This is a genomic window from Lentilitoribacter sp. Alg239-R112 (assembly GCF_900537175.1).
Lineage (GTDB): Bacteria > Pseudomonadota > Alphaproteobacteria > Rhizobiales > Rhizobiaceae > Lentilitoribacter.
On sequence record NZ_LS999833.1, the window covers coordinates 2,467,929 to 2,494,066 of the forward strand.

20 protein-coding genes and 1 pseudogene are annotated in these 26,138 nt (G+C 40.8%); 11 read left to right on the forward strand and 10 right to left on the reverse strand.

All coding sequences use genetic code 11. The features are described 5' to 3' along the window. Positions 1-31: 31 nt before the first annotated feature. Positions 32-202 carry a hypothetical protein gene (locus G3W54_RS12270; RefSeq protein WP_162653314.1) on the reverse strand — a complete coding sequence of 57 codons (171 nt, stop codon included), beginning with the start codon at positions 200-202 and terminating at the stop codon, positions 32-34. A gap of 184 nt (positions 203-386) precedes the next feature. Here G3W54_RS12270 and G3W54_RS12275 point away from each other — a divergent pair, with 184 nt between their 5' ends. Beyond that, positions 387-1,415, forward strand: a complete 1,029-nt coding sequence (locus G3W54_RS12275) for a hypothetical protein (protein ID WP_162653315.1) — start codon at positions 387-389, stop codon at positions 1,413-1,415. Between the two features lie 306 nt (positions 1,416-1,721). Here G3W54_RS12275 and G3W54_RS12280 read toward each other — a convergent pair whose 3' ends face one another. Next, entirely contained in the window at positions 1,722-3,497 is a 1,776-nt protein-coding gene (locus G3W54_RS12280; protein WP_162653316.1) for an AAA family ATPase, read from the reverse strand. 95 nt (positions 3,498-3,592) lie between these two features. Beyond that, positions 3,593-4,141, reverse strand: a complete 549-nt coding sequence (locus tag G3W54_RS12285) for a recombinase family protein (RefSeq protein ID WP_162653317.1) — start codon at positions 4,139-4,141, stop codon at positions 3,593-3,595. 172 nt (positions 4,142-4,313) lie between these two features. Here G3W54_RS12285 and G3W54_RS12290 point away from each other — a divergent pair, with 172 nt between their 5' ends. Then, a complete protein-coding gene (locus tag G3W54_RS12290; protein WP_162653318.1) occupies positions 4,314-4,925 on the forward strand; it encodes a hypothetical protein in 612 nt (203 codons plus the stop codon). Positions 4,926-5,039: 114 nt separating this feature from the next. Here the strand turns inward: G3W54_RS12290 and G3W54_RS12295 are convergent, their stop codons facing one another. After that, positions 5,040-5,693 carry a hypothetical protein gene (locus G3W54_RS12295; protein WP_162653319.1) on the reverse strand — a complete coding sequence of 218 codons (654 nt, stop codon included), beginning with the start codon at positions 5,691-5,693 and terminating at the stop codon, positions 5,040-5,042. A 182-nt stretch (positions 5,694-5,875) separates the two neighbouring features. Here G3W54_RS12295 and G3W54_RS12300 point away from each other — a divergent pair, with 182 nt between their 5' ends. Genes G3W54_RS12300 through G3W54_RS12315 form a run of 4 tightly spaced genes read left to right on the forward strand, consistent with a single transcriptional unit; the run spans position 5,876 to position 9,697 of the window. Then, complete coding sequence (locus tag G3W54_RS12300) at positions 5,876-6,514, forward strand: hypothetical protein (RefSeq protein ID WP_162653320.1); 639 nt, start codon at positions 5,876-5,878, stop codon at positions 6,512-6,514. Positions 6,515-6,541: 27 nt separating this feature from the next. After that, positions 6,542-7,918, forward strand: coding sequence for a hypothetical protein (locus tag G3W54_RS12305; protein ID WP_162653321.1), 1,377 nt, complete (start codon positions 6,542-6,544; stop codon positions 7,916-7,918). Then, entirely contained in the window at positions 7,908-9,233 is a 1,326-nt protein-coding gene (locus G3W54_RS12310; protein ID WP_162653322.1) for a hypothetical protein, read from the forward strand. The genes G3W54_RS12305 and G3W54_RS12310 overlap by 11 nt, the downstream gene beginning before the upstream one ends. 17 nt (positions 9,234-9,250) lie before the next feature. Further along, the gene (locus tag G3W54_RS12315) at positions 9,251-9,697 is read left to right on the forward strand and encodes a hypothetical protein (protein WP_162653323.1); all 447 of its coding nucleotides are present in this window, start codon (positions 9,251-9,253) and stop codon (positions 9,695-9,697) included. 184 nt (positions 9,698-9,881) lie between these two features. Here G3W54_RS12315 and G3W54_RS12320 read toward each other — a convergent pair whose 3' ends face one another. The 6 genes and pseudogenes from G3W54_RS12320 to G3W54_RS12345 all read right to left on the reverse strand — a co-directional run bounded on the left by G3W54_RS12320 (position 9,882) and on the right by G3W54_RS12345 (position 19,118). Beyond that, the gene (locus G3W54_RS12320) at positions 9,882-11,960 is read right to left on the reverse strand and encodes a hypothetical protein (RefSeq protein ID WP_162653324.1); all 2,079 of its coding nucleotides are present in this window, start codon (positions 11,958-11,960) and stop codon (positions 9,882-9,884) included. A gap of 622 nt (positions 11,961-12,582) precedes the next feature. Then, positions 12,583-13,933: pseudogene (locus G3W54_RS12325) on the reverse strand (IS3 family transposase). Between the two features lie 558 nt (positions 13,934-14,491). Continuing rightward, positions 14,492-16,063 carry a hypothetical protein gene (locus tag G3W54_RS12330; protein WP_162653325.1) on the reverse strand — a complete coding sequence of 524 codons (1,572 nt, stop codon included), beginning with the start codon at positions 16,061-16,063 and terminating at the stop codon, positions 14,492-14,494. A 176-nt stretch (positions 16,064-16,239) separates the two neighbouring features. Beyond that, the gene (locus G3W54_RS12335; RefSeq protein WP_162653326.1) at positions 16,240-16,860 is read right to left on the reverse strand and encodes a class I SAM-dependent methyltransferase; all 621 of its coding nucleotides are present in this window, start codon (positions 16,858-16,860) and stop codon (positions 16,240-16,242) included. Then, the gene (locus G3W54_RS12340) at positions 16,844-17,935 is read right to left on the reverse strand and encodes a glycosyltransferase family 2 protein (protein ID WP_162653327.1); all 1,092 of its coding nucleotides are present in this window, start codon (positions 17,933-17,935) and stop codon (positions 16,844-16,846) included. Before G3W54_RS12340 ends, G3W54_RS12335 begins: the two co-directional genes overlap by 17 nt. A gap of 256 nt (positions 17,936-18,191) precedes the next feature. Then, positions 18,192-19,118: a class I SAM-dependent methyltransferase gene (locus tag G3W54_RS12345; protein ID WP_162653328.1), complete on the reverse strand. Its 927-nt coding sequence runs from the start codon at positions 19,116-19,118 to the stop codon at positions 18,192-18,194. Positions 19,119-20,701: 1,583 nt separating this feature from the next. Here G3W54_RS12345 and G3W54_RS12350 point away from each other — a divergent pair. Genes G3W54_RS12350 through G3W54_RS12370 form a run of 5 tightly spaced genes read left to right on the forward strand, consistent with a single transcriptional unit; the run spans position 20,702 to position 26,114 of the window. Next, positions 20,702-21,547: a class I SAM-dependent methyltransferase gene (locus G3W54_RS12350; RefSeq protein WP_162653329.1), complete on the forward strand. Its 846-nt coding sequence runs from the start codon at positions 20,702-20,704 to the stop codon at positions 21,545-21,547. Beyond that, the gene (locus G3W54_RS12355) at positions 21,547-22,137 is read left to right on the forward strand and encodes an HAD family hydrolase (RefSeq protein ID WP_162653330.1); all 591 of its coding nucleotides are present in this window, start codon (positions 21,547-21,549) and stop codon (positions 22,135-22,137) included. The genes G3W54_RS12350 and G3W54_RS12355 overlap by 1 nt, the downstream gene beginning before the upstream one ends. Continuing rightward, the gene (locus tag G3W54_RS12360) at positions 22,137-22,850 is read left to right on the forward strand and encodes a sugar phosphate nucleotidyltransferase (RefSeq protein WP_162653331.1); all 714 of its coding nucleotides are present in this window, start codon (positions 22,137-22,139) and stop codon (positions 22,848-22,850) included. The genes G3W54_RS12355 and G3W54_RS12360 overlap by 1 nt, the downstream gene beginning before the upstream one ends. Then, positions 22,841-24,217: a CBS domain-containing protein gene (locus G3W54_RS12365; RefSeq protein ID WP_162653332.1), complete on the forward strand. Its 1,377-nt coding sequence runs from the start codon at positions 22,841-22,843 to the stop codon at positions 24,215-24,217. Before G3W54_RS12360 ends, G3W54_RS12365 begins: the two co-directional genes overlap by 10 nt. 4 nt (positions 24,218-24,221) lie before the next feature. Beyond that, positions 24,222-26,114 carry an N-acetylneuraminate synthase family protein gene (locus tag G3W54_RS12370; RefSeq protein ID WP_162653333.1) on the forward strand — a complete coding sequence of 631 codons (1,893 nt, stop codon included), beginning with the start codon at positions 24,222-24,224 and terminating at the stop codon, positions 26,112-26,114. The last annotated feature ends 24 nt before the right edge of the window (positions 26,115-26,138 follow it).

The window sequence follows — 26,138 nt, forward strand, 5'->3', positions numbered from 1 at the left end:
TCGATGAAACAAACATTTCTTAAAACCAAACTTAGCTCAGTTCCTCATAAGCAATATCCTCATCATCACGGGTTTCCCGGTATTCATAAATTGCATCTGATAAGATGCGACCAATAAACCGACCTTCTTCATCCCTTAGTTCATTCAACATATCGATGGCTTCCTCATCGACACCTCTGACACTTATTCGCTTCTTCAACAAACCTCACTCCCACAATTGCTGACGAACGTATTTATCGATTGTCGTTCATTGGGCCGACCCTTGGTGAGCGGTCTGCATTGATGACCTGATTTGACTTCGAGCTTACCCGATCTAGCTACCTAAATAGGAACACCATCGTTGCACTAACGGCTGACATTTGGTGCTGGTATCAAAGGTAGATGAGATGAATATTGAGGAAAGGGCTGAACTAAACAAGAAGCTGCTGCACAAGAGCAACATGGATCAAAAGCGGTTCGCCCAACGTGAGATCATGAGAGCCACACCTGCGTTGCAGTTTGACTATAACAAGATCATCAATTGCTCATTCCATCGTCCCTGTAACCGCGATGGATGTGATTACTGTTCCGGTGGTAAGCCACATCGACATACACATAAGGATAGTCAGTTCATTTATGATCAACGTGCTGATCCCAAACAAGCCCGTGGCAAGTCCAAGAACTATCGGTCCCGCGCAGGAGATTGGATGGTAAAACCCTTTTTGGGTTTTCCTGAACATCAATGTCATCCATTTACAATCGACTTCTATATCGAAGATCGCCATATGGATGGCATAGAGACCACCAGACGCGAACGAACAAAGTTCCAGTCCCTAATCAAGCAAGAGATGCCACATGCAGTTGTACGGATCATCTGCGACATCTCAGCCTGTTGGATCAGCACCCAATATCTCTTCATGCCAGATGACAGTGTGCATCCCCGATATCGAGATAAGAACAGACCATCCGAATTCGGTTTTAACTTCCATGGTCACGGGATCATCTATCACCCAACATTTAATAGAAAACAGATTGCGACCAAGTTGCGTGATTTCTACCCCGGTGAAGGTCGTGTTTGTTTCAGTACACCATTACCTGAAACACAAACACCTGATGGTTATCTGACAGGTGGCCTTCAGGGTTGGGGTGAATATGCAGGAATGGAAAAGACAGAAGTCGATCTACCTTCTCATGACCTTCACAACGACAATTATGAAGCTGTTCGATCCATGCTTCTGATCAGAAAGAAGTGGCGACGATCTGCGAGAAAGATTGTCTTCAATGACAGAACGAAAAATGTTCCCAACCTTCAACAACAGCCATCAGAACCAATCAACATAACTCCACCATCAATCGAACCTGATGATGAATTCTTGGATATCTCTCATGGGGCTAAAGCCCCTATAACTAGTAATACACCCAATCTTGCCCAATAAACCAGAATTCTGGGGTTTTTGGTATGTCCAATTATGGAACTTGGGCGGCGGGAGTTGTGATGATCCGCTTTGGGCCTTTGCCCCCTCCCAAAAACCAGAGGCCGTGATACGCATTATGCTGCCTATCCAGAGGAGCTATGTCGCATCCCGATCCTTTCAACTTGTCCAGAGGATGGAGTTGTCCTCGATCCCTGTTGGTACCGGTACGACAACACTTGCAGCCATGAACCTCTATCGCAGAGCAATAGGAATCGATATTTCGGAGACGTATGTTGAGATGGCAAAGGAGCGTATTAGCTTCAGATTTCAGTGTAAATTCGCCTCGTCGATATAGGCGATCAACTCATCTACCCGCTCCTCAAGATCGAGCATCGACCAATCAATTTCATTTTCACACATGTGGTTCGCTACTTTGACCTTATCCACTTTTGTAAAAATTTCTTCCGGATTTTTTGCTCTTGATTTTTCAACATCTTGGTAGAAATGCAACGAGCTTGCAAATGCCCCTCCTTCAGTAGGAGATTTATAGATTGCTTCATGGACTTCCTTTACTGATGCTTGTAATTTGTCATGAGACAGATAATTTTCAATCTCTCTACCGGACGTAATCCAAGCCATTCCGCCTGAATTATCCAACTCGGATGCAATTCTTGTCTTAGTGGAGTTTATGGTATCACTCTCTTCACATTTATCACTGTCGATTACGACTACGGTGTTGCTATTAAGTGCATGTAGATCAATCAAGCCGGTTAACTCAGGAGAGCTTTCATCATCATTTCCCCTCAAATGACTCAGCAAACGCCCCCCATAAAACATTATACTGAAATGAGTACCTTCTTGCAGGTCATCTCGCTTTGCTGCGATCCAGTGTTTCAAGTAGATTCGATCTGAAGGACCTTCCACCCAAATCACGCAATTCGTCTGTACAATATCAGATGCTTTGTATCCTAATTCAGCACACAGATCGCGCTTTTCCTGTTTCAAATCCAGCTTCGAAATTCTGCTCTGAGTTCCGTCGTTTGTCACTTTGAAAACCACACCATCAGAGGTGTCAATTAGTGATGCAGAATGCGTTGCGATAAAATACTGATTTGATGTTGCTGTTCTCAAGTAATCGATCAGCTTTCGCTGAAGTAAAGGATGAAGATGAATTTCTGGTTCTTCGACGCAAATAACTTGCTCTTCTTTCAACGTGCAGAATGCTGCAATTAATATAACCTCATGAATACCAGTTCCGAGGGATGACAAAGGTAGAACCTTACTATCAATGTGCACCAGTAGATGATTGCGGTCATGAGGAACCTCAATCTGTGCATCCTTTTTGCCTATTACACTTTGTACAAATCTATTGATCTCATCAAACTTATTTCGTTTGTAACGTTCGTGGTGATCGGGACTTTGAATTTCGGCAAGTTGATCAATCAATCCTTTTCCAGATAAGTCATCAAATGTCTGATCCTTCGGACCAAGCTGCCTTTTTGCGGGAATAATGCTGCACTTCGGTCTTTGAAATTGAGCAAATGACGCAATATGTTTGCGGCTCGAATCCCTCCATTCATCAATCCCGCCTCCCCGCATGCTAGGATTAAATGTCTGCCAGATTGCTTGCCATTTATTTTGATAGAGTTGGTCTTGTGAAAGGTCGCCGCTCAGTTGTGATAGGGTGAAATGTTTTGCATTAGAGTCTTGATCTAGCCAAAGGTGTTCATGCTTGCTGCTTCCATCAATAATTTCTGTAATAAAATCGTAGGCACTCAACCCATTGTTAGGAGCAAGAAATCTTGATGTCTTAAACTCTTGGATCATTTCAGTGGTTGGAATGCCAATTCTTGCAGTTGTATTTGCGTTCCCTTCTCCGCGAAATCTCTCCGGAGAGTTATGGTCAATTTTTGTGAAATCAAGCGTGCTATCACTATCAATGTATTTCGAAATGAAATTAAGGATAATGGACTTTCCAGCATTATTTGTGCCGATGAAAAAATTTAGCTTACCAAAACCTGTCATCATCTGTGGCTCAGGTCCTATGCCACAATAATTCTCAATAGATAGAGCCTTCAGAAGTTTCGTCATAAAACCATTCAATCTCAAATTTCAACCAAAGTAGGGTTAGGGCGCCCTACAAATTCACCCAAAAGTAGAAGTCAATCTATGAAAATTCGTAGAAATTCGCAACTGGACTAGACAGTTATTCTGGATATCGTTGCAGGTGATACCCTGAAGTCCTTCGCGATCTGCCGACAAGACTCACCGGATGCCAATCGATCACGAACCACCTGTTGCTGACCTGCTGACAGGATTGGCTTTCGTCCGAACTTCACATTCTTGCCACGAGCAATTTCTCTTCCTTCAGCAGCACGGCGGATGATACGTTCGCGTTCGTCTTCCGCGAGTGCACTCATAAATGCGAGGATGCCCTTGCCCATTGGGGTGGTAAGATCAAGGAAAGGCTTGTCGAGAACTTTGACTAATGCACCACGATCAGCAACGCGTTGCATGATGTTCAACCCATCTTGCATTGATCGGGTAGCACGATCCCATTCTGCTACGATGAGAACATCATCAGTTCCCAATGCATCAACTGCTTTATCAAGTTGTGGTCGTCCTTTGAGCGATTTACCAGACGCTTTCTCACGGTAAATCTTATCGCATTCTTCTGTACGGAGTGCTGCGACCTGACGGTCTAAGTTCTGTGAATTTGTGCTGACTCTGCAATATCCGATTCTCATATTTCCATTATAACGGGGACGGTACAATATGTGAATATCATACTAAATCAGGGCTATATCCCGAACTGCAATTTATTTTTGCACATAGCCCTTTCCTTTCGAGATTTGCGATCTACGTTTTTTATCAGAGGCGGAAATACCGCCTAACAAATCTATTCATGGAGATACAAAAATGAATAATGAAAATAATGCAAAGAAGAACCAGTGGATCGAAAAGATGATGGCAAAACGCAAGGCATCGTTCGACTATAAACAGCTTGCAGCGGATATCCGTAGGAAGAAAGATGATTACAGTCTGATTGAGGATAACTATAACGGTGTAATTGATATCAACGAGCCAACCACAGTTCCATTTCGTTGGGGTCAGGAAGATGTCGGCAAGGAAATGGTGATCGTTGATGAATTCGGTTTGTTTGGCCATCAAAGTGTTGTTGAACTGACACTTACCTACTTGAAAGACGATACCATTGAGTTTGCCATCGACAAGGTTACTTTGATTGATACTGGCACAGATGATGAGCCGTTTGAGATCGAAGACCAAGAAGCGTTCGAATGCGGTGGTATTGTCCGTCTTAAGCGCGGCGAAATCATTACAGGAGAGCAACTCGGTCAGATGAGTGACTTTGTTTATGGCCACTTTGGTGCACCAGATCACAAAGACTTTAGTCTTTATGCACTTGTCCAGTACTGGGCACACCACCATGTTTTGGTCCAGAACCTGCATGATGTAGTAGAGAAGAAGGCACAAGCGATGCTGGGTTTAGAGGGCCAGATTCAAGCGTAAATCCGCATCACATTCTGAAACGTAATTATGAAACATCAGTAAGCCCAGTTCTCTAGGCTTACTGAAACTGTTTCAAATGTCATGATTTCTGAAACACAAAGAACGATCAACTTCCTAACCGTAGTTTGAATAAACCCACGCGTTAATCAAAATATTCTCATCTGAGTTCCATGCATTTTGATATTCTTCCCTCACTGCATCTAGGAATTTTAAGCCAGAAACATCCCGACTTCTTCCAATTGAACGCAGATAATCACCATATTGACTTCTAGTTGTTGATGCAATCCGAGAGTAGGTATGCGCTTTATATGGCTGGCCATATAGTGCTGCCCAAATATTGTCCTCCGTGGGAACATGCTCAGACCAATTATCTACTCCCTGCACAGATACAGTTACACCATCTCGAAAGGGAAATTGTTCCCTGAGCCCATCCCCGTCCATGTCTTCCAAAACCAGACCCGCAATCACAAATTGCGCTCCACTTTGACTGTTAATGTGCTTCGCAAGTCTTTTTGCAAATCCAAGTAAATTGTTAGGATTAGCTATCGAGGCCGCGGTCAGAAACCACTTAGCCAGCATGTGCATATTTGGATTCAGCATAACAACGCGTCCTTTTGCATATCCTGTGCCATGAGTTAAGCGATAAGAGCATATCTGTGTCGGAAAACCCTCCCAATTATCATAGTCAATGGGTTGGCAATCTTGCTCCATATAGCGGCCAAAATTATAGCCATCTAAGAAGTTTTCAATATCATTCAAATCGCTCAAACCGCTTACTCCCCTTCTGCTCCCTAGGCAATACTATTTTCTACGCGCTATTTGTTGCATGTTTCAAGTGATTTGAAAACACCCCTTATAGTTTTATTAAATTCATTGACTCTATCGAAAAGTTGAGCAACTATGTCGAGCAATATTTTACTGGTTCTATTTTACAGGGTTGGGTTCAACTAATGTATTCCGTAATTCGTAGCTTATTTTTCCTAACTTTACCTTTTATACTTTCATCTTGTGCTTGCTACGTTGCTAGTAAAAGCAAACTAGAACATTTTGCTGTTTATCATCCAATCGAAGTCAGAATTTATCGACCTGATGCAGAACCCGAAAACGATCTGATTTATGTTTATTTAGCAATAGCGAATCTTGGTGTAGATGAACCCATGTGTTTTTCACATTGGTCAAATCAAGATTTAGGCTGGAAAAAAGGTATTCTTAATACTTTAGAGATCGACGTGGAGGTTCAAAACGACGGGGCACCGCTCTTACAATCTCCACTTTCCATCGTTTCAGGAATTTCAGGCAGAAAGATTGATGTAAATGAACGTTTTCCAGAAGTTCTACCAGACTACCGAGATTTCCCACTAAATGAAGCTAACTATCAACGAGATTTCGTAATTGTTCTAAAGCCTGATCGCTCCAAACTTTTAACAAAAAACCGAGCAGGTAGCATTGAAGTTAATGTTAAAATATCGAAAGAACTCAAAGAAGGTGAAATCGACTCCAAACATATAACTTTCAAAGTTCCTGTAAAACTTGTGAACGAATTCCGCCCAGAAACACCTACAAGGGCCACGACAATTACCCAAGGTTGACATCGAACCTTAGCAGGAGGAAATCACATGTCTATAAATGGTGGATACGGGATTATGCTTCAGTTATCGAGTGCCATAGTCCAAGACATCCTGACTGAGTATTTTGAGGCCAACAGAGCAAAATTTTCCTATGAAACGTCTTTCAATTTTCCATTCCCAAATTATGGAATTTTCTCAAAAATTATACTTAACTCTCAACTTGGAAATCCAAGGATAAATCTCAAGCAAGATAAAAGATTTTCTTTTAACTTCGACATTGCCTCTCTCGTATCGCTAACATCTGAAATTGTAGATCAGGATGGAAATTCGGAGGTCCCGCCTCCTCCCATTAATATCAGTATTGTTGGCACATTCGAACTAGAGATTGAAGCAGAATGGAGGAGCGACAATCAGGGGAGTAGGTTAAACGTAGCGTTTAAAAACTTAGTAGTTGAAAATCTCGACTTGAAATTTGATCGAGATATCATACTAAAAGACGAGAAATTTAGAAACTTTCTTACCGCAATGGTCCGTCGAAGTTTGCTAGTGATACTGACGGATCAAGTTGTTAGCCTGCCTATATCCAATTCAGTTGATGAAAGCGCACTCGGAATGTCGGTAAAGCTGGATTTCAAGAATGTCACAGATGACAATCAATCTGCGTTGGTACTATTGCTACAATGCAACAATGAAACAGTTGACTACCATGCTGTACAATTGGGCCTGTCACAAGGATCAGCATGCGGGCTTTACACCGAAACTTGGATAATGAACGAGAATTTATCCAAAGCCGCTGCAAAGCTTGAAGGCCGAAGACTTAGTCATCTCGAAGATCAACCAAGCGGCAATTTTTTCAAACGAAATATGAGATTGCGCGGCCTAAGCTTCGTAGCGCAATCAGGTCATATAAGGACTACCTTAGATGTTGAATTTACTCTTCTTAAGAAAGTTATCAGTTTTATAGATAAAATTTTATGTTGGGGGCCTTGTAAGCGCGTTTGCAGGAAAGTTGTAAAAAAAGTCGTTAATTGGGTATTAGATGATGGCAACGTGATAGAGGTGAGGGGACACGTTGTACCAATGATTGTCTCAGGGAAATTCACGGCGGACCCCAATTTGGATACTAGTGTCGCAAAATGGGTTTATGCTGCATTATACACAGCAACCAGTTTGATACCGGTTGTCAGCATACTATCTCCAATAATTGCGATAATTGGCCCTTTACTTCTGAAATTGAAAATTTCAGAAGCCGTTGAGGAGTGGGATAAGGAATATATGGTTGAAGAATTTATTCCCTCTACGAATGCGAGAATTCTAATCAAGCCGGATTCAATTGTATGGCACGGGGAAACAATGGGAATTATTGGGGTTGGATCAGTCTCCAAGCCAAATCGATTATTGTTGGAGGGTACGCATGCCGGATAGCAAACATCACTATGATGTCCAAATACCCTTGTCTGAGAAATTTATAAATAGAGTAGTTGATACCGCACTCAAATCTAATCTGTTTCCCTCGACTTATCGTGTGTTATTCAATCTCGACAATGAAAAACTGGGCTTGAATTCCTCAATCTCAATCGCTTTGCAGATTCAAAAGATTGAATTTTTTACGGAAAATAATTCTGGGCATTCCTTAGGTATCAAGGCTCAATTTGGAGGCGAAATCAAACTGTCTGCAACACTCAACCAATGGAGTCCAAGCTCCGACTCTATGCTTGTAGATAATGAACATAGTGTAGACTTTACCATTCCCATTATAGGAGAATTGGAGTTCTCAGTAATCCCAAAAATTGGACTGAGTAATGACAAGAAACATAAATTTCTATTCGCATCATTTGCGCAAATAAGCGATTTCAATAATTTTACTATTGGTGACATCAACACTGGACCAGATTTCAGAGAGCATATTAGACGAATCGCAAATAGGATATTACTGCAAGAATTTTCCAATAACGTGAAATTGCCAATGCTGAACGGTTTCCCGGTATCGATGCCAATACCCGCCCAAGATTTTATCCCATTTCGATCCGGTCAAATTGGCTCTATTGATTTCAAAACAATAGATGCGTCAAATTCCGAACTAGGAGATGAACTTCATCTTTTAATGCAAACTAAGAGACATTTAGGGAGAGAACACTATTCCAAAGTTGTGTCTGTTTTAAAGGCAGGTGAAGAAATTGGCATCCATATTGGAGCTAAATTTATCGATAACATTCAAATGGATATATGGAAAAGTAGATATCTCCCGAAGAATTTCGATGATAAAGCACTACCCAACACAAACGGTTTAAACCGCCTCCGCGCTCTGAATTTGCTGCTGCTTGATGGGAATAAATTTCGCTGCATTGCTACTTTTAGCCGTACGGTTGGAGGTATAAACGTGAACTTTAGGGTAACAATTGTACTGCAAATATTGATGGATGAACAAACTAGTCAAATTGGATTCAACTTAATCAGTATTGATACTGGAATTGAGCTACACAAACAATTAGCAACTAGCGCAATATTTTTTGCGTTATACCACATAATTCTTCGACCAATAATGTCTGGTATAGGTCTCATAATTGATGAAGTTTCAGTGAGTGTTCTAGAAAAGTTCTTGAAGGAACTCTCCATCGACACAAATTTTCACACGAGTTTTCCGGGCACGCCCCTGAAAATTAAGTTCAAGCCCTCGTCACTGTCTGTCGATAGAAATGCTATGGCAGTTGTTGGGCGATCAGAAATCTTAGTTGTATAGACAAAAGGGGATAAGAGATGAGCAACGAAAAAGAAAACATTCCTTCAAATATGATGCAAACGAACTCCGCAGAAGCGAGGGTAGGATTCGTAAACCGAATGATAATGACGCTGCAAGTTGTACCGATTCCACCAGTCCAATTAATCGTTGACGCAACGTTTAAGAATCAAAGCGATCAAGAGATTGAGGTTAATTTCAATTCATCCCACGATGCATACTTAACTATTACTGACCCAAACGGTGTGGAATTTAAATACAATGATCACATTCTACCTGCCGACGGACCTCCACCAAAACCTTCAGAAACAATTGAACCTTTTGGTGAGTATAATATTGGTTTTATTATAAAAAAGGAAGATTTTTCAGATTTGCCTATTCACGAAACGGGAACCCATATTGTGGAACTGGCACTAAACTCACCGAATTACCCCGTTTCTTCCAAAACATATTACACTCTCCCATAGAATAAATGATTGGACAGATGCTTACAGCATACAAATTGACGTGGAAATCACATGTTTTTCAGACTTAATGAATGAGTGTTCTTAGTTGACACCCTGAGAAACAACTAAGCATATCTAGTCAACAATTGGTCATTGAACTTGATTATGACTTTCTAGCTGTTCCGGGCTTTTAACATACCCCTACTTACATTTTTGCACTTGTAATTGGTTGCATCGCGCTTTGTTCCGGTTGTATTTTCCAAATAGATGTCCAAACCGGCTCATCTAGCTCGCCTTTTGAAAGGTTAAATAAACCATCCTCGTATTCCAAATGAGGTAAATCTACACTTTTACAGCAGCTAGCTCCGTCAATAGCCATTTTCATCTTAGTAGCTTCTTCAATAAATTTATCAGAGCAAAATAGTCCAGAAAATTTTACTGCCGCTTCTAATCTAGCTGATCTCCTTAGAACTCCGCCTTTCAACTCGCTATTTTCAAGTTGTTCAATATAGCCGACATCCAATCCAAATCGTACGGAATGACCGAAACGTTTTTCAATGGAGGTGCTAAGATTGGCGCATACTCTTATTAGCTCAATCGGACTTTCCTCGACGAAAAGCACAGAATCTCCACCCTCTATCCTGTACGAAGTTCCATTCACAACTTCTAATATCTTCTGTTTAAAAACAAGAAGAAACTCGTGATACTTGTCCTCATCCTCCATAATTTTAGAAAACTCTTTCACATCCCCTTTTGCAACAAAACTAAAACTGCGTGTGGCACGCCATGGAAGACCATGGCCAATGATATTGGTTCTGTTCATACCATCACGATAATCTCTGTTCTTTTCTGCAACTAAATCGTCGAGCATTGGATGTAATAGATAGACCGTGCTATCAGGTAGACAATTGGATGCAGACAAAGAAATTGAACCCGGTGTAGCAAATTTTTGCCTTAGTAGTCCTGATTGAATATCAGTTTCAATTACACCTAATAGACCTAACTTATAAAGGTTACAGAACACGTGAGCAGAATCTTCTTTCTCAATTCCGTTCATTTCATCGTATTTTTCAGATATCGCCTCCAATTCTGACAAATCAAAGTAATTTCTATCCAATAGGGAAAAAAGAGAGTTGGTATTCAGCCGATCGACATGTGGAAGCATCTCTGTAAAATATGCCTCGGCTAATACTCCAGCCTCACGATTGACAATATCTTTGATTCTCTTTGGAGTCCGAACACTTGGATTAGCTGATGCAACTTCAGAGCCGATGTGAGCAATGTCACGGGGTCTACCCAACGTATGCCTCAGTAAATAATCATAAACATGTTCCTCATCACCTGTTCGAGGGTGTATATAATATAACTTATCGATCCCGAAAAACCATTCCGCAACCTCATGAGCAGGAGATGTTGTGAACAAATTTTCGGACTTCTCATTTTTGATATTTTTGTCAAGAATATCAATTAACTCCTCATAACGATATTGCAATACAGTAGTAGCTCCACCAATTTGAATTGCCAAAGGCGTTGATGTCAAAATGTCTGGAATAACTTCCTTGCGAATTGAGGCAAAAACTTTGATGTGGGGATTTATAAGTCTTAAATCACGTGTGGCTAATGCAAGTCCAATTTGACACGCATCCCACATCGACTTATAGAGCGGTCGCTTTTCAAGGTCTTCCCTATTCTTATATAATTCTTGTTCAAAGAACTCGTCTGTGTTGTCAATAAAAACTCCGTACTGATTACGAATAGACCTGAGATTATGCGATAACCTAGACGCATATAAATTTTCTAATTGATGGTAGGTACTCTTCTTAATTTTCACGATGTTTTGTATAAGAGAACAGGGAGTGTCCAAATGTTCATCTTTGAGTATATCTTTCACATCTGATGATTTAATTTGATCACTCAGGCTTTCCAGTTCTGTTTCTTCATACTTATCTTTGATTATGGCTATAGATATCGCAATAAGCCAAAGTGACTTCCAATGTTCCGGCTGAGAAAGTAGGCTTGTCAACTTTGTTGAAAGATTGGGGACTCCAGTGGCTTTGTCTACCAGAAGGTTCCTAGGAAGAAAGCTATATTCAGGTGGCAAATTTGCACGCTTTGCCTTAAGAAGAAGTGTTTTTCCATTTCCTTTAGGTGCGGCAATTATTGTCCTCTTACTGTCCAACTCCAAAAAACTGTCGATAGCTGTATTCTCGTGAAAAAGCGCATTTCGAAACCGCCCAGTTTGATCAATATCAATACCGTCGGCATCAACAATCCAAGAGTCCATCTAAACCAATCCTCGTAAATTTGTAAGCCACAATTATTTCTTGCACATCCGAACTAAATTTTCAACTTACACAATCTACAGGGGTAATACATTCGTTTTGATGAGTTTAATCTAGGCTGGAGAGGTGTTGAATAAATTTTTGCAATCATCATTGGGAAAAGTGGTCTAATCTGCCAAATTGCAATTAAACTCGCCTCGATTTCTCTCGAAACTGATCTGCCAACTGGGTTTTGAGAAACAAATTTTCTCAATGAAATCAATCAGAAGGCTACTCAGAATACTCCCATAGCTGCTTGCCAAGGTTAGGGTCGAGCGTTCGAATCGCTTCACCCGCTCCAAATTTCTTCAAAAATTACAATAACTTATATCATAGCTTAACAAAGCCACGTACCCCTGTATATGCTAGCACAGTGTTAGCACAGTCCGGTTTTAGCGATTTTGAAACCAATGATTTCAATGCTTTAGGAATGTGCTAGCTGGGCATTTAGCACACTTCTAGCACAGTCACCTACCCTTACGTTTTTTGGTGCGCGGTGTTTGGGTTGGTTTGTCCGTCATCAAATGATTTGGGACTAGTTGGGTGATTACTTAGAGGAGTATTTGGCTCATCTATTTTATTTAATTATGCGGCTTGTCTCTGGTTTTGCAAGCGCCGCTGTTTAATAGTCTTTTGTTTTATCCTTTCTCTTTGCTCTAAGATTTGTTGTCCGCGCCCGAAGTACACATCAGCAGGCGTGAGGTTTTTCAGGCTCTCATGATATCGATTATGATTGTAATGATCGATAAATGCCTTGATTTGATGTTCTAAATCACCCGGTAGGAAGTAGTTTTCCAACAGGATGCGGTTCTTCAGTGTTTGGTGCCATCTTTCGATTTTACCCCGTGTCTGTGGGTGATATGGTGCACCTCTGGTGTGATCCATACCATTAACGTTGAGATAGTCGGCCAATTCAGCAGATACATAACTAGGACCATTGTCTGATAGCAGACGTGGCTTATGAACGACCCTTGCTTGATCGCAGCCTGAAGCCTGCAAAGCTAGATCTAGAGTGTCTGTCGCATCTTTGGTCGTCATGGTCGGTGTGAACTTATATGCGATGATGTAACGTGAGTAATCGTCCAGCACCGTTGATAAATAGAACCAACCCCAACCGATGATTTTGAGGTATGTAAAATCAGTTTGCCAAAGCTGATTGGGTGCCGTTGTCTTATCTCTGAACTCATCCGCAGCTTTCATGACAATGAACGCAGGACTGGTGATGAGATCATGGGCTTTTAGCAGCCTGTAAACGCTGGCTTCTGACACGAAGTAGTTTTGTGTATCGGAAAATCTGACCGCTAGCTCACGAGGTGACAACTCTGGTTCATTCAGTGCCAGATCAACAATTTGCTCACGGATAGCATCAGGGATACGGTTCCACACCCGCGCTGGCATTGGGGCTTTGTCTTCCAAAGCATCAACACCACCTGTTTGGTTTAAATTATACCATCGATAGAAAGTGGATCGTGGGATACCCAGCTTGTCCAGTGTTTGCTTAGTCGACAGATGTGATTGTTCAACCAGCTTGATAATCTCAAACTTCTCTTCAGATGGATATCTCATTCTTGGTCGTCCCCATCCTCGTACATGCTTTTTTTGAGAAGCCGCAGCTCCAGAGCCTGTTCAGCAACCACTTCCTTTAAATCACGGGCTTCCTTGCGAAGGTTCTTAACTTCACCAGTATTAGCTTCTCTAGCTGTATCACCAGCCAATCGCTTCTTACCTGCTTCTAAAATTCCTTCGACCAAGAATAACACTGGCTCTGGGCAATGCCTTCTTGCCGACAAAGTTCAGCTATGCTGTCTTCACCACGAAGACCTGCAAGTACAATTCGTATCTTATCCTCTGAAGAATACTTCCGACGCGTCTATCGTCTAATGTCTTTTACAACACGATCTGCTTCGTCTTTGGCTCGTTCGTTCTTACGTCTCATCATTTGCTCCATATGGGCTATGATGAGCCTAAATCACTCTCTTAAGAAATCAATCCATTCAGTCCATAAGGCACTGATGCGTTACATCCACAGACCCTGCAAGGATCTGGTATTTGCCATACGTGGTACTTAAATCGGAAAGACTGAACATTACCGTCTTGCGCTGCAGCGCGCAGAGTACGTCCGCAGACCGAGGCTGTCCGTCATATACTGCAAAAACGATATTATCTTTGGGAGACCAAACATCCATATTCAAGACTTGTCCTTTTTCCCGCGGACAGTGTAGAGAACTGCTTCTCCATTTTTAACAAACTTTACGACTGACCATCACATATAGTCCGTCAGTTGTAACGTTCAGGTTTTGAGCGAATATTGTTATGTCGGACTTGCCACTTTTAATTACCTTACCAGCAAGACCGAGTATACTGACGATCACATTCGCGGCGCCATTTCCGATCGCGGTTATTCTTGGTTAGCCAACGAATAACGCGTCAACCAATGTCATACACACCACAAATTACACGCTCCTAAATGTGCTCAAACTTGAGATATAACAAATCAATCAATACTACCAGTATAGTATAATTTGTAGCCGCTACTGGTACCTATAATTTTGTTTTTAGACATGTTATCTTCAAACTCCAAATAAGGATAAATATCGTCCGTTAATACCAAGCTATGTGGATGAAGTTTTAACACTTGAGACAAACAATTATCACTCCGACAATCTACGTATTTATCCTTTGCAATTTCTGGCAACCATCGAATCCAACTGTAGGCACTAACAATACGTCCTGAGTCCTCAATCAAATCAATGTGCGCTAAAATCACTTCATTAACATCTTGATTCCCTAATTCCATTTGCCGGGTATGTTGAATGTTGAGAATTTCTTCATCCGAAACGGCTAAGCTTGTAGCAAAAGACGTAATTAGTGCAAATGCAATCGACCCTAAGATCAATGATTTACTAGTAATTACTATCTGTTTTGGAATGCTTTTGATATTGAGTTTTCGCTCAAAACCGACCACTCCAAGCATAGCCATTGCGACCAAGTACATAAGTATCCATATTCCATTCCGCGCTGCATAACTACAACAATTAGCAAATATAAAAAAGCCAACCAAACTTATAAGAAGAAACAAAAGTGCCACTTGGAAGTGTCGATTCTGAATAAGTTTTAGGAAAAAGTCTATTGGTGATCGTAATTCCTTAATAGGCACGGAAACCAACAGTATTGCTAGTATAACAAGTAAAGCCCATGACATGGAACCAATTAGCATTCTAGCAGAAACATAATGCCTTAAAAATACATCTTCTACCAACATACCTTTCCATATAGGTAAAAGACCAATCATGCTTTTTTCACTCTGCTCGAAAATGATATAGAAAAACACTATTGGAAGAAAAGCGATTGAAATAATTTTCAAGGCTTCAAAAACACCAAGTTCTTTTTTTCTCACAGCTTGAAGGGTCACAAATACGACGACTATTAAGCCTAATACCCCAGCTTGTTTTGTGACGGCTGCTAGGCCTAAGCAAATGGCAGCAAACAATAGTAGATCTTTTTCCTTGGGGCCTATTTTGTCCTTACGAATTGTTTCGCAAACTAAAAACAATCCACAAAGTGTGATACCAGCAAGTGGGAAATCCATCCAACCATTTGTCAACTGCTCAAACTCAAAGAACAAAACAAATAGAGTCGTGGAGCTAAATATCAACGCAGATGGCAATCTATTTTCTGCGAAAAGAGAAGCACATATGACAATCAATACTATTGGGAGTGCTAGCAACGTCAATTTGGCAGAAGACCAAATTTCGGATGTTCCTTGAGCCTCGTAAATAAGAGACCATATACCGGGAAACAAAATGGGGTAGGCAGCATCATAAGGTTGAAAGAAATTATTTGAAAGTTCAATCGCCCATCTATTCCACGAGACTACTGCATCCGCCATACTGAAGATGAAACCGTAGTTAACTGAAACATTATAAAGCAACACAGTGCAGAATAGACCTAGGGCACACCCTGAAAGTAATTTACTTTTACCAAGGCTAAAATAAATTAACGGGCTACTAAAAAAAAGTGCCCGAAAAAGAATTATACAGGACAGAATAATTACTACCCAGTTCATTTTCTCGCCTATCGGTGTATAAAAAGAAATGACCGTCAAAATCCAAGAAATCCATAGGGACTTGAAATAATATCCCGCGATTGCTTGCCATAAGAGATGCTTTTGGTTGTGAGGCCAAAGAAACCCTATGAAAAATGTGAAAAAGAAAACGCTGTATATACCAGTAAATACCTGCACTAATTCTTTCTCCAGACAGCATACCCTTGAGTCAAACCAATTTTCCAATTGATGGACTGATGTAAAAGCGAACCAAATTTGTTCCCTTCATTTAATACTTCATCAAATTTAAGTGGTCTCTCATCCGTAAATATCCATTGCCCTGTCAATTCTGCACCAAAGCGGATAATTCTGTACAAAAATGTCGGCGTCGGAAATGTAATAAGAACCAATCCCCCGGGCACGCAGAATTCAAAGTGCGTTTTTATTGCCCTAGAAGTGTCTTCTGGAGTGAAATGCTCAATTAGGCCAACACTATATACAACATCAAACTCGTCCCGCTTACTTGGCGTGGACAACACATCGCCAAGCTCCCAAGATAACATTTCAGCAATTTCTAATTTCTCATTCAGGAGTTCTAAACCGTAACTGTTAGAGTCAACAATATGATAGTTAGCGATATCAAAGTTGTGACAAATACCCACCGCAAAACAACTATTCGCACCACCTATCTCGCAAATTGATCCATTACCACCTTCCCAATATTTTTTCAGGTTGGCTTCTATTTTCCTCTGAGAAACTTTTCTCGTAAAAGACGTCGGTCGCGCGGGTTTTTTATAATATTTATTCCAATCGGTCATCGTTCTCTCCCTTTCGAAAAACAATAAACTTCTGCACCCAAAAATTGAGGAGAAAAAGTAGAGTTGATGCAACGGCATAGATTAAGGGTTTGTTAATATCAGAATTTTCAACAACATATTCAATCACTGGGGTCAGTAGTATCGCATTTACGATAATCAATACGACAAGTTTAAAGAACTCTTTGATTCGATTTCCATTCGATATAAAAATAAATTTTTTACCCAAATTAAAGTACAAAATCGTTAATATTGATCGATTTATCAATATGGCTGTAAATGTATTTACATCGAAAAATGTCAAAAGAGAAAAGAGTGCGATATCAAATACAGCTATAATTAACGAAGAAATCACACTTCGAAACAGAACAAAATATATCTGCGCAGAGTCCCAAATTGGATTAAAATGAGATGTTGGGTTTCCCGGCTCGTAAACTGTTTCAATTGGCACTTCAATAATAGGCATCTCTTTGGAAGACGTAATAAGAGCTTCCAATTCAAATTGATAACCATCTGCACCAATTGAGAGGTATTTTTCAAACGATGTACGAGATATTTTTCGCAGCCCAGACTGCGTATCTGAAACTTTTGTTCTAAAGAGAATTTTGAAGAGAACTCTGGTCAATATGTTTCCAAAACGACTGCGTAGCGGAACGTCTTGATCGAAAATCCGGGAACCAACAATCAACGCTTCCCCACCAGGGTGTCGAAATATTTTAACTATATCATTTGGAAGGTGCTGCCCATCAGCGTCAGCAGTAACTAAAAATGAAGCATTATGTTCAAGCGCATACTGAATGCCCGTTTTCAAAGCAGCACCTTTGCCTTTATTTTCAGTATGATTAATCAAAAATACGTTATTCCGACCCGCAATTTCTCTAAATAATTTATTCGCGCCTTTGGAAGTCGATCCATCATTCACGACAATAATTAAGACTTGACCTAGATCTATTTCCACGTCACTATTTGAATCGTCTAGCGACTTCATCTTTGTAAGAAGATCATCAATTATTCCAAGCAAATTTTCTTCTGGCTGATATGTTGGTATAAGAATCATTCCGCTGGAAAACTCAGTCATTTTTAATGCCCCATTCTCGTACTCTGTTATAAGACGGCTCGAGTAACCTATACTAATTATTATTATAAATCATAGACAGTGAACATATTTGATAGAACGTTTTTAGAATGGATTGAAAGAGTAACAGGTCAAAAATATGAATACCTGGGATTCTACTTCAAAATGAGGTTTTCTGCCTGATGATTTCAAGAACAAGGTCTACAAATGTTTGATTAGGTTCTCAAGCAAGAATAGGCAGCTAAACGTTCATCATACCTCAATCCGGCCCGTCAAGCGGTTTTTTAGCGCCCTCAATTTCTGCTCGCCTAATCAGTGGCAATAACTCCGGACGGCTCTTACAATGCCCCCAAATCATGACGTTGGTATTTAGGAATGGTAAGAATCTGAGAGGCCAATGAGTGTATTTGAGTTCTCTGAAATACATTTTTAAAAATTTCAAAACGCGAGGTGCATCGTTAATGTGTTCACGTGACATTACTAGGTCTATATCCAGACTATACTTGCGTTTTAGGCTGGGGCCGGTCACGAGCGCACGCCCAATACTAAAAGGCAAACCGCCTTCGCACGGAATAACAAAATAGTGGGTACCCTCAGGTTTCAAAATGCGTGTTATCTCCTCAAAAGCCTCCGCAAGGTGATAGATATGCTCAAGCGTGTGCAATGTAACAAATGTATCGACTATGCCATCAGCAATCGGAAGTACGCCGCCTGATGTGCAGATAAGAGTTTTATCGGGATAGTTGGTAGCCAGTTGGCATAACATATTCCAATTCGTATCAATCCCAATATAATTTTTTAGAGCGACAAAATCATGCAGCGCACCGTTACCTGCACCAACTTCAACGACGAGATCATTTACTTTGGTTAACTTTGCAAGAGAGCGGCCAAGCAACCGGTGACCAGATTGGGTAAAAAAGCGATAGAGTTTGGTTTCATAAATTTTCCAATTTTTGGATTCAGTATGTTCAAATATCTCTAGCCATCGTTGAAACTCCAGCTCGGCATAAATGGCCAGAGACTTTTGACTACCGGTGTTAGGGTCCGCTCGAAAATCCCAGACACCATCCGTTTTAAAGTATTCGCGCTTGCAGCTATCGCAAACCATGCTTAGACCGCCGTCTATTGGCAATGCCATTGTCCCATGGCAGTCTATACAAGCTAAAAGCCGCATTTTACTATACATCGTTACTCTCGATCTTATGTTTACATGTCAGGAATGAATTTTGTTGGTAGAGAACATAACTCTGCGTTAGCCTGGCTTTCCTATCAACGGATCTATGTGATAGCCGACAATGAAGCTCAGAAGCAGAAGTAACCCAGTCAACACTTAGAGGACATTCATCAGGAAATACCCAAATTCCTAAGACCTCCGCGGCTCTGTGAATAACCCTAAATAGGAAGGTCGGAAGGGGAAAAATAACAGGCATCAAACAATCAGACTTTACAGTGCGGAAGTAATTTTTAACACAGGTTCGAGTGTGGGCGCCTTTAAAAAGTTCTATTGGGCCCACACTGAACACAACATCACAATAAACTTGCTTCATGCGCTTCTTTGAAATAATCATCCCAATCCACTTTTAACATATTATATAAGCCATCAAATACTTTAGCGACTTCGACGTATGCAAATTACATGATAAAAAATTTTACATGTAGTCAATTGTCAAACTGTTTACAACAATGACTCAAGTAAGAAAAGGCAAAACTCTTGCAATCCAGACTACACAACGACATCAAATAGGAATGCCGACGACATCGTTAACAGTTCACTTGTTTACCTCTAGTTGGAATGGTGGGAACAGTTTGTTTATTCCATCTAAACCTATTGTTGCCCAATCGGAAAGTTTCTATTGCTATGGCAGATAGGTCTGCCATTCGTTGATATATTGCTGTTCGTGTCGCTCTACATCAACGATCCAAAGTGTTGGCATTATGCCACAGCCACTTCTGTTCGGATAAAACACTACATTAGGCAAGCCGTCAGTCATATCACCAGAAAGCTTGAATATGTCAGCACAAAGAAAGCAGATCAACTAAAAAATAAGAAAGTAAAGAACCAGAATAGTGACCACTTAGCAGCGTATCCAGAAGAAATATTCATTGTATGGCTTTGCCTACTGCTTGATACTCAGCATATGCTGGATATTGCCTTGAGAGTTCGGATTGGGCTTCCTAACATTCCGCATACATGGGAATGCTAGTTTGTTTCGTATCGGTATCACAGGTGTTCAACCGTTTATGTAACATCCTTATTGCTACCTCATTTACTTTTGCTACAGTAGCAGCAGGCAAAATACCCAACACAACAATTTCCAAAAGTTTCGTCTCAATATCCCTTTGATCTGCAAGCAAGCAGCATCGCTCACAGAGATATCAAATTCAGTGCAAATAGACAGCCTATGATTACTAATGTAAGAATAAATAACATCTTATAAATTCATTCTAAACCATCGTAAACAGATAATAAATCGACGAACAACCTTTAGAAATGCGATTAAAATATAAAGAGAGGGCTTTTTACGAAAATTCAAAGATTTTTGCATTCCATAATTGCACATATTATCGGTATGTCTTTATAAATAGATGCTGGTACATTGCGCTTAACCATACCAGGTGTTATTTTTTGGTTTCTACAATTTGTAACTATTCATACCTTGATACAAAGTATAATCAAAGCTATTCATTCCAACTATGAACTCTATTGCTTACATATTAGTATTAACCAACAATCAGAACAATTTACAATTCAAATAAAGTAAGACCATCATGACTTGTTATCTTTGTAATTATCCACATTTTGAAAAATGCAAAGGCCGTGTTCGAGATGCTCCTAATCTAGAATTCCGCAGATGTAGTGCCTGTGAATTAGTCTATCTAGAAACAGTGGAGCACATAAAAGCCGGTCATTATGAAGAGTCAGGCATGCATGACGATGCCTTATTTCCCATCGAGGCTTGGCTACGACAAACAGCAGAAGACGACCAACGTCGAATTGATAATTTGAGGCCAATGCTGGTCAACCGTAGTATTTTGGATTTTGGCTGTGGCGCCGGAGGCTTCATTCAGAGAGCTACTAATATAGCAGCTAGTGTTACAGGTTTAGAACTTGAAAAACGCGTGCGCGAATATTGGGGTAAGCAGTATGAGATATATGAAAGTCTGAATCAGGTTGGAAAATTTGATATAATTACTGCTTTTCACGTAGTTGAACATTTGGCAGATCCTCGTGCTATATTAAGCCAACTTGCTGAGCATCTCAATAAGAACGGGCAGCTTATTATTGAAGTACCAAGCGCTGATGACGCCTTGCTTACTTTATATGATAATCAAGATTTTCAAAACTTCACGTATTGGAGCCAACACTTATTTCTATTCAATGCAGATACAATGCGTCAATTAGCTAAGCAGGCTGGTCTTGAGGTAGTTTCGATACAACAACATCAACGATATTCACTTGCCAATCATCTGCATTGGCTTAGCCACGGCAAGCCTGGTGGCCATCAGAAATGGGCATTTTTAGATAATCCCGAGTTATCAAGAGCCTATGCGAGTGCTTTGGGCTCAATTGGGAAAAGCGATACAATCATTGCCTATTTGCAGAAAGCTAAGTGATGCAAAAAGTGAGTGTTGGCCCGAGTTTATCCAAGGCACTATTTCTGGATCGAGACGGCGTTGTAAATATTGACACAGGGTATGTACACCGCCAAGAAGATTTTGAGTTTGTTGACGGGATATTTGAACTTGTCAACAAAGCACATCATTTGGGCTTCCTGATTATCATTATTACAAACCAAGCGGGCATTGGGCGGGGTTATTATTCAGAACAACAATTTAAGGACCTAAGCGCATGGATGTGTCAATGTTTTTTAGATAAAAGTAGTCCTCTGACACGAGTATATCATTCGCCATTCCACCCAACCAAGGGATTAGGAAAATACCGTCAAGATCATATCACTAGAAAACCACGCCCTGGAATGATATTACAAGCAACGATCGACTATCAAATTGCTTTAGAAGCATCTATACTTATCGGTGATAAAATGACAGATATAGAAGCAGGAATTACCGCAGGTGTTGGTAGAAATATTCTTTTCGATCCAGAACCTAATCCGGCTCCGTCAGAACGCGATTTTGAGATTATTTCCTCCATAAGATCCGCACTACCTTTACTAGTTTCAATAAATCATGAGAATACAATTTAATGACCACTCTATTTATTTTAGCTGGCGGGTTTGGCACACGACTTCGATCCGTCGTAACTGATGCACCCAAGGCACTTGCACCGATCGGCTCGCATCCTTTTCTACGGCTTCAATTGGAGGGTTGGATTGGGCACGGCTTGCGATCATTTGTATTCCTTCTTCATCACCGCGCTGATCTGATCATAGACTATTTACAAAAAGAAAAAAAACTATTGCGTGATTGTGAGGTTAGATGGGTCATTGAACCAAACCCAATGGGCACGGGTGGCGCAGTAAGCTATGCAATATCTGAATTAAATTTTGAGGGTGAGTTTTTGCTAACCAACGCCGATACATGGTTGAGCGAAGGTGTAGCCAATATGTTAACAAAAGATACACCGACGATTGGTGTAGTAAAATTAGAGAACACATCCCGCTATGGTCAAATCAAGTTCAACAAGGAGTTTTTTGTTGAAGCTTTCGTCGAAAAAGGCCTATCCCAATCCGCGGGATCCGTTAATGCAGGCTTATATAAACTTCACAGCGCATTATTTGATAAATATAAGGGGCAACCATTTTCATTGGAAACCGAACTATTACCCGAACTCGTTCAAAACAAAAGTTTGCGTGCCGTTCCATTGAATACTAACTTTATTGATATCGGAATACCCGCTGACTATGCTAGATTTTGTGATTGGGTTAAGCAGGGAGGAAAAGGTTCATTATGCAATTAGATAGATTCCAAATTCAAGAACAATCTAGTTTGCGAGATGCGCTTGCAAAAATAGAGAATAATCACTTAGGGCTGATTTTCGCTTTGGACAAAAATGGAGCTGTCTCAGGCCTGGCCACAGATGGAGATATTCGTCGAAAATTACTTGAAGGGGCCTTGCTTGAAGACACGATTGCTTCCTGTATCAATGCAGATTTTCTGTGGGAGAATCACGATATATCTCGTGAATCTCTGATTAAGAAATTAGACAATCGTATTCGTGTTATCCCATTACTTGATGAAAATCGATATCTTGTAGACATTGTTAGTCGAGATCACATACCGTCGGTTTCAGAAGACGCACTTATTACGCGCGCCCGTGCGCCCGTGCGTATCAGCTTTGGTGGAGGTGGTTCAGACCTCACACATTTTTTCAATGATGAAAATGGGGCTGTAATAAATACAACAATCTCAATCTACAGCCATGCGACCATGCGCTTACGCGACGATAACAAGATCATTGTGAAATCATTTGATTTGGGTGAGACTCTCAAAGCAGATAATCTTGACGCGGCGCTGAACTGGAATGGACAATTCATGTTGATGAAAGCGCTACTCAAAGCTGTTCGTCCCGATTTTGGGTTTGAATTAGAGGTTAAATCGGACTTTCCTATGAAATCAGGATTGGGTGGCTCTTCTGTTGTTTCAGCGGCCATTTTAGGTTGTTTTAATCAGTTCCGCCGTGATTCTTGGAATTTACACGAAATCGCAGAATTAGCTTTTCAAGCAGAGCGTCTTCACATGGGAATTCAAGGGGGATGGCAAGATCAGTATGCCACTGTTTTTGGCGGCTTTAACTTTATGGAGTTCCGAGCTCGAGAAAACATTGTTCACCCCCTAAGGATACATCAAAACACCCTTCTAGAACTGGAAGAATGCCTTGTGCTTTGCGATACAGGTACAAAACACGAATCTGGGGATATTCACGCCGATCAAGAAGTCCAAATGCAAGAAGAAAAAATACGTCAACAAATTAGGGCGAATATTGAACTCTCATACCAAATGCGCAACAGACTGCTCCGTGGTAAATTAAGTGATTTTGGGCAACTTCTAGATAAAGCTTGGCAATATAAACGGCAATTCAGTACAAAAATTTCAAACTCATATTTGGATAACATCTATGAGGACGCCCGAAAGCATGGCGCACTTGGAGGCAAACTCATGGGCGCAGGCGGCGGCGGATTTTTCATATTTTATGTTCCTCCTTTCTATAGAAATGAACTCCAAGAGCATTTAATTGCGAGAGGGTTGAAGATTCAACCTTTTCGTTTCGAATCAAACGGACTTCAGACTTGGCAAGTCCGCCAGCCTCAAAACAAAAGTGCATAATATAATGAAATTTGATATAGGTCGGCACCACATTGGTAACGGGCGCGTTTTTGTAATCGCGGAAATTGGAAACAATCATAACGGCAGCTTTGAACGTGCTATAGAGATGATTGATCTTACAAGTGAAATGGGTGCGGATTGTGCGAAATTCCAAATGCGCCATTTAGATGAGATCTATCGAGTGCGTACACTGCAAAAACAAGGTGAAGATCTGGGCACTGAATATGTTCTTGATTTACTCAAGCGGTTCGAACTTAGTGTAGATGAGCAGAGAAAGTTGGCATCTTATTGTCAACAAAAGGGTATTCTTTATCTTTGCACTCCTTGGGATAAGCATAGTGTCGATGTTTTGGAGACCTTTGGGGTCCCAGCTTATAAAGTTGCCTCAGCGGATCTTACCAATCTTCCACTGTTGGATAGTTTAGCGCAAACAGGCAAACCACTCATTTTATCAACTGGAATGAGCAGTAAAGAAGAAGTTGTTAATTCCGTAAATTTTTTAAACAAACGTTCCGCACAGTTTGCTTTGCTTCATTGTAACAGTACGTACCCAGCTCCCCTGCATGACATCAATTTAAAATGGATCGAAAAACTTCGTGATGTCCATCCACTCGTCGGTTACTCGGGCCACGAACGTGGTATCAATGTCTCTCTAGCTGCTGTAGCTTTGGGCGCGACAATCATAGAACGTCACTTTACGTTAGATAGATCAATGGAGGGACCAGATCACGCGGCAAGCCTGACTTATCAAGAATTTAAAACCATGATTGAGGGAATACGGGAAATTGAACAAGCGCTCGGCAGTGATAAAGAACGGCAACTATCACAAGGTGAGATGATTAACCGCGAAAACCTTGGTAAAAGCCTGGTGTCTGCAGCTCCGTTGGAAAAAGGTACTATTATATCAACCGAGCATGTCAAGGTACGTAGCCCAGGTCAGGGCTTATCGCCGCAATCATATGACCATCTAATAGGTCGTACAATTGGGCGCAGTATGTCCGACGAGGATTTCTTTTATCCTTCAGATCTTTCCGATACCAGAACTGAACCACGAGAATATAAGTTCTCTCGGCCTTGGGGGCTCCCCGTACGTTACCATGATTATCAATCCTATGCAGATATTGTGAAGCCTGATTTATGGGAGTTCCATTTATCCTATTCCGATATGGATCTTGATCCAGCCGATTATATTAAAGAACAAAGCGCTGCTAATTTTGTTGTTCATGCGCCAGAATTATTTTCTGGAAGTCATCTAATGGATCTGGCAACGCCAGATGATGAGTATCGAAAAAAATCACTCCGAGAAACACAACGCGTTATTGACATAACACGCAGACTTAAAGATTTCTTTCCTAAAACTGATCAACCACAAATTGTCGCAAATATTGGTGGCTTCACGATGGACCAACCTTTACACCCAGACGAAATACCGGAGTATTATCAACGTTTTGCCCAAAGCTTGGAAAAACTCGATACTGAAGGCGTGGAACTCATCCCTCAAACAATGGCTCCCTTTCCTTGGCATTTTGGCGGTCAACGGTATCAAAATATATTCGTCAAAATTGATGAAATTATACATTGGTGCCAAAAGCTTGGTCTTAGGATGTGCTATGATGTTTCACATACGCGATTGACCTGTAATCATCTAGATTTAGATTTTTATGATTTTTGCGAGCGCATCGCGCCGATTACCGCACACCTGCATTTGGGAGATGCGACAGGAGTGAACGGTGAAGGACTGCAAATTGGCGAAGGTGAGATAGACTTCGACAGATTAGGCCTAATTTTAGGTAAAGGGTGCCCTGCGGCTTCGTTTATCCCCGAAATATGGCAAGGTCATAAAAATAACGGTGAAGGTTTCTGGATCGCCCTTGAACGATTAGAAGGCAAACTGTAATCACAATCAACTTTCCGTTAGTGA

What these genes read in the sequence shown, in the direction of transcription:
- G3W54_RS12360 (WP_162653331.1), top strand. Translation starts at nt 22,137, where the DNA reads ATGACCACTCTATTTATTTTAGCTGGCGGGTTTGGCACACGACTTCGA.
- G3W54_RS12355 (WP_162653330.1), top strand. Translation starts at nt 21,547, where the DNA reads ATGCAAAAAGTGAGTGTTGGCCCGAGTTTATCCAAGGCACTATTTCTG.
- G3W54_RS12330 (WP_162653325.1), bottom strand. Translation starts at nt 16,063, where the DNA reads ATGAACTGGGTAGTAATTATTCTGTCCTGTATAATTCTTTTTCGGGCA.
- G3W54_RS12365 (WP_162653332.1), top strand. Translation starts at nt 22,841, where the DNA reads ATGCAATTAGATAGATTCCAAATTCAAGAACAATCTAGTTTGCGAGAT.
- G3W54_RS12315 (WP_162653323.1), top strand. Translation starts at nt 9,251, where the DNA reads ATGAGCAACGAAAAAGAAAACATTCCTTCAAATATGATGCAAACGAAC.
- G3W54_RS12310 (WP_162653322.1), top strand. Translation starts at nt 7,908, where the DNA reads ATGCCGGATAGCAAACATCACTATGATGTCCAAATACCCTTGTCTGAG.
- G3W54_RS12370 (WP_162653333.1), top strand. Translation starts at nt 24,222, where the DNA reads ATGAAATTTGATATAGGTCGGCACCACATTGGTAACGGGCGCGTTTTT.
- G3W54_RS12290 (WP_162653318.1), top strand. Translation starts at nt 4,314, where the DNA reads ATGAATAATGAAAATAATGCAAAGAAGAACCAGTGGATCGAAAAGATG.
- G3W54_RS12345 (WP_162653328.1), bottom strand. Translation starts at nt 19,118, where the DNA reads ATGTATAGTAAAATGCGGCTTTTAGCTTGTATAGACTGCCATGGGACA.
- G3W54_RS12340 (WP_162653327.1), bottom strand. Translation starts at nt 17,935, where the DNA reads ATGACTGAGTTTTCCAGCGGAATGATTCTTATACCAACATATCAGCCA.
- G3W54_RS12275 (WP_162653315.1), top strand. Translation starts at nt 387, where the DNA reads ATGAATATTGAGGAAAGGGCTGAACTAAACAAGAAGCTGCTGCACAAG.
- G3W54_RS12300 (WP_162653320.1), top strand. Translation starts at nt 5,876, where the DNA reads ATGTATTCCGTAATTCGTAGCTTATTTTTCCTAACTTTACCTTTTATA.
- G3W54_RS12335 (WP_162653326.1), bottom strand. Translation starts at nt 16,860, where the DNA reads ATGACCGATTGGAATAAATATTATAAAAAACCCGCGCGACCGACGTCT.
- G3W54_RS12285 (WP_162653317.1), bottom strand. Translation starts at nt 4,141, where the DNA reads ATGAGAATCGGATATTGCAGAGTCAGCACAAATTCACAGAACTTAGAC.
- G3W54_RS12305 (WP_162653321.1), top strand. Translation starts at nt 6,542, where the DNA reads ATGTCTATAAATGGTGGATACGGGATTATGCTTCAGTTATCGAGTGCC.
- G3W54_RS12350 (WP_162653329.1), top strand. Translation starts at nt 20,702, where the DNA reads ATGACTTGTTATCTTTGTAATTATCCACATTTTGAAAAATGCAAAGGC.
- G3W54_RS12320 (WP_162653324.1), bottom strand. Translation starts at nt 11,960, where the DNA reads ATGGACTCTTGGATTGTTGATGCCGACGGTATTGATATTGATCAAACT.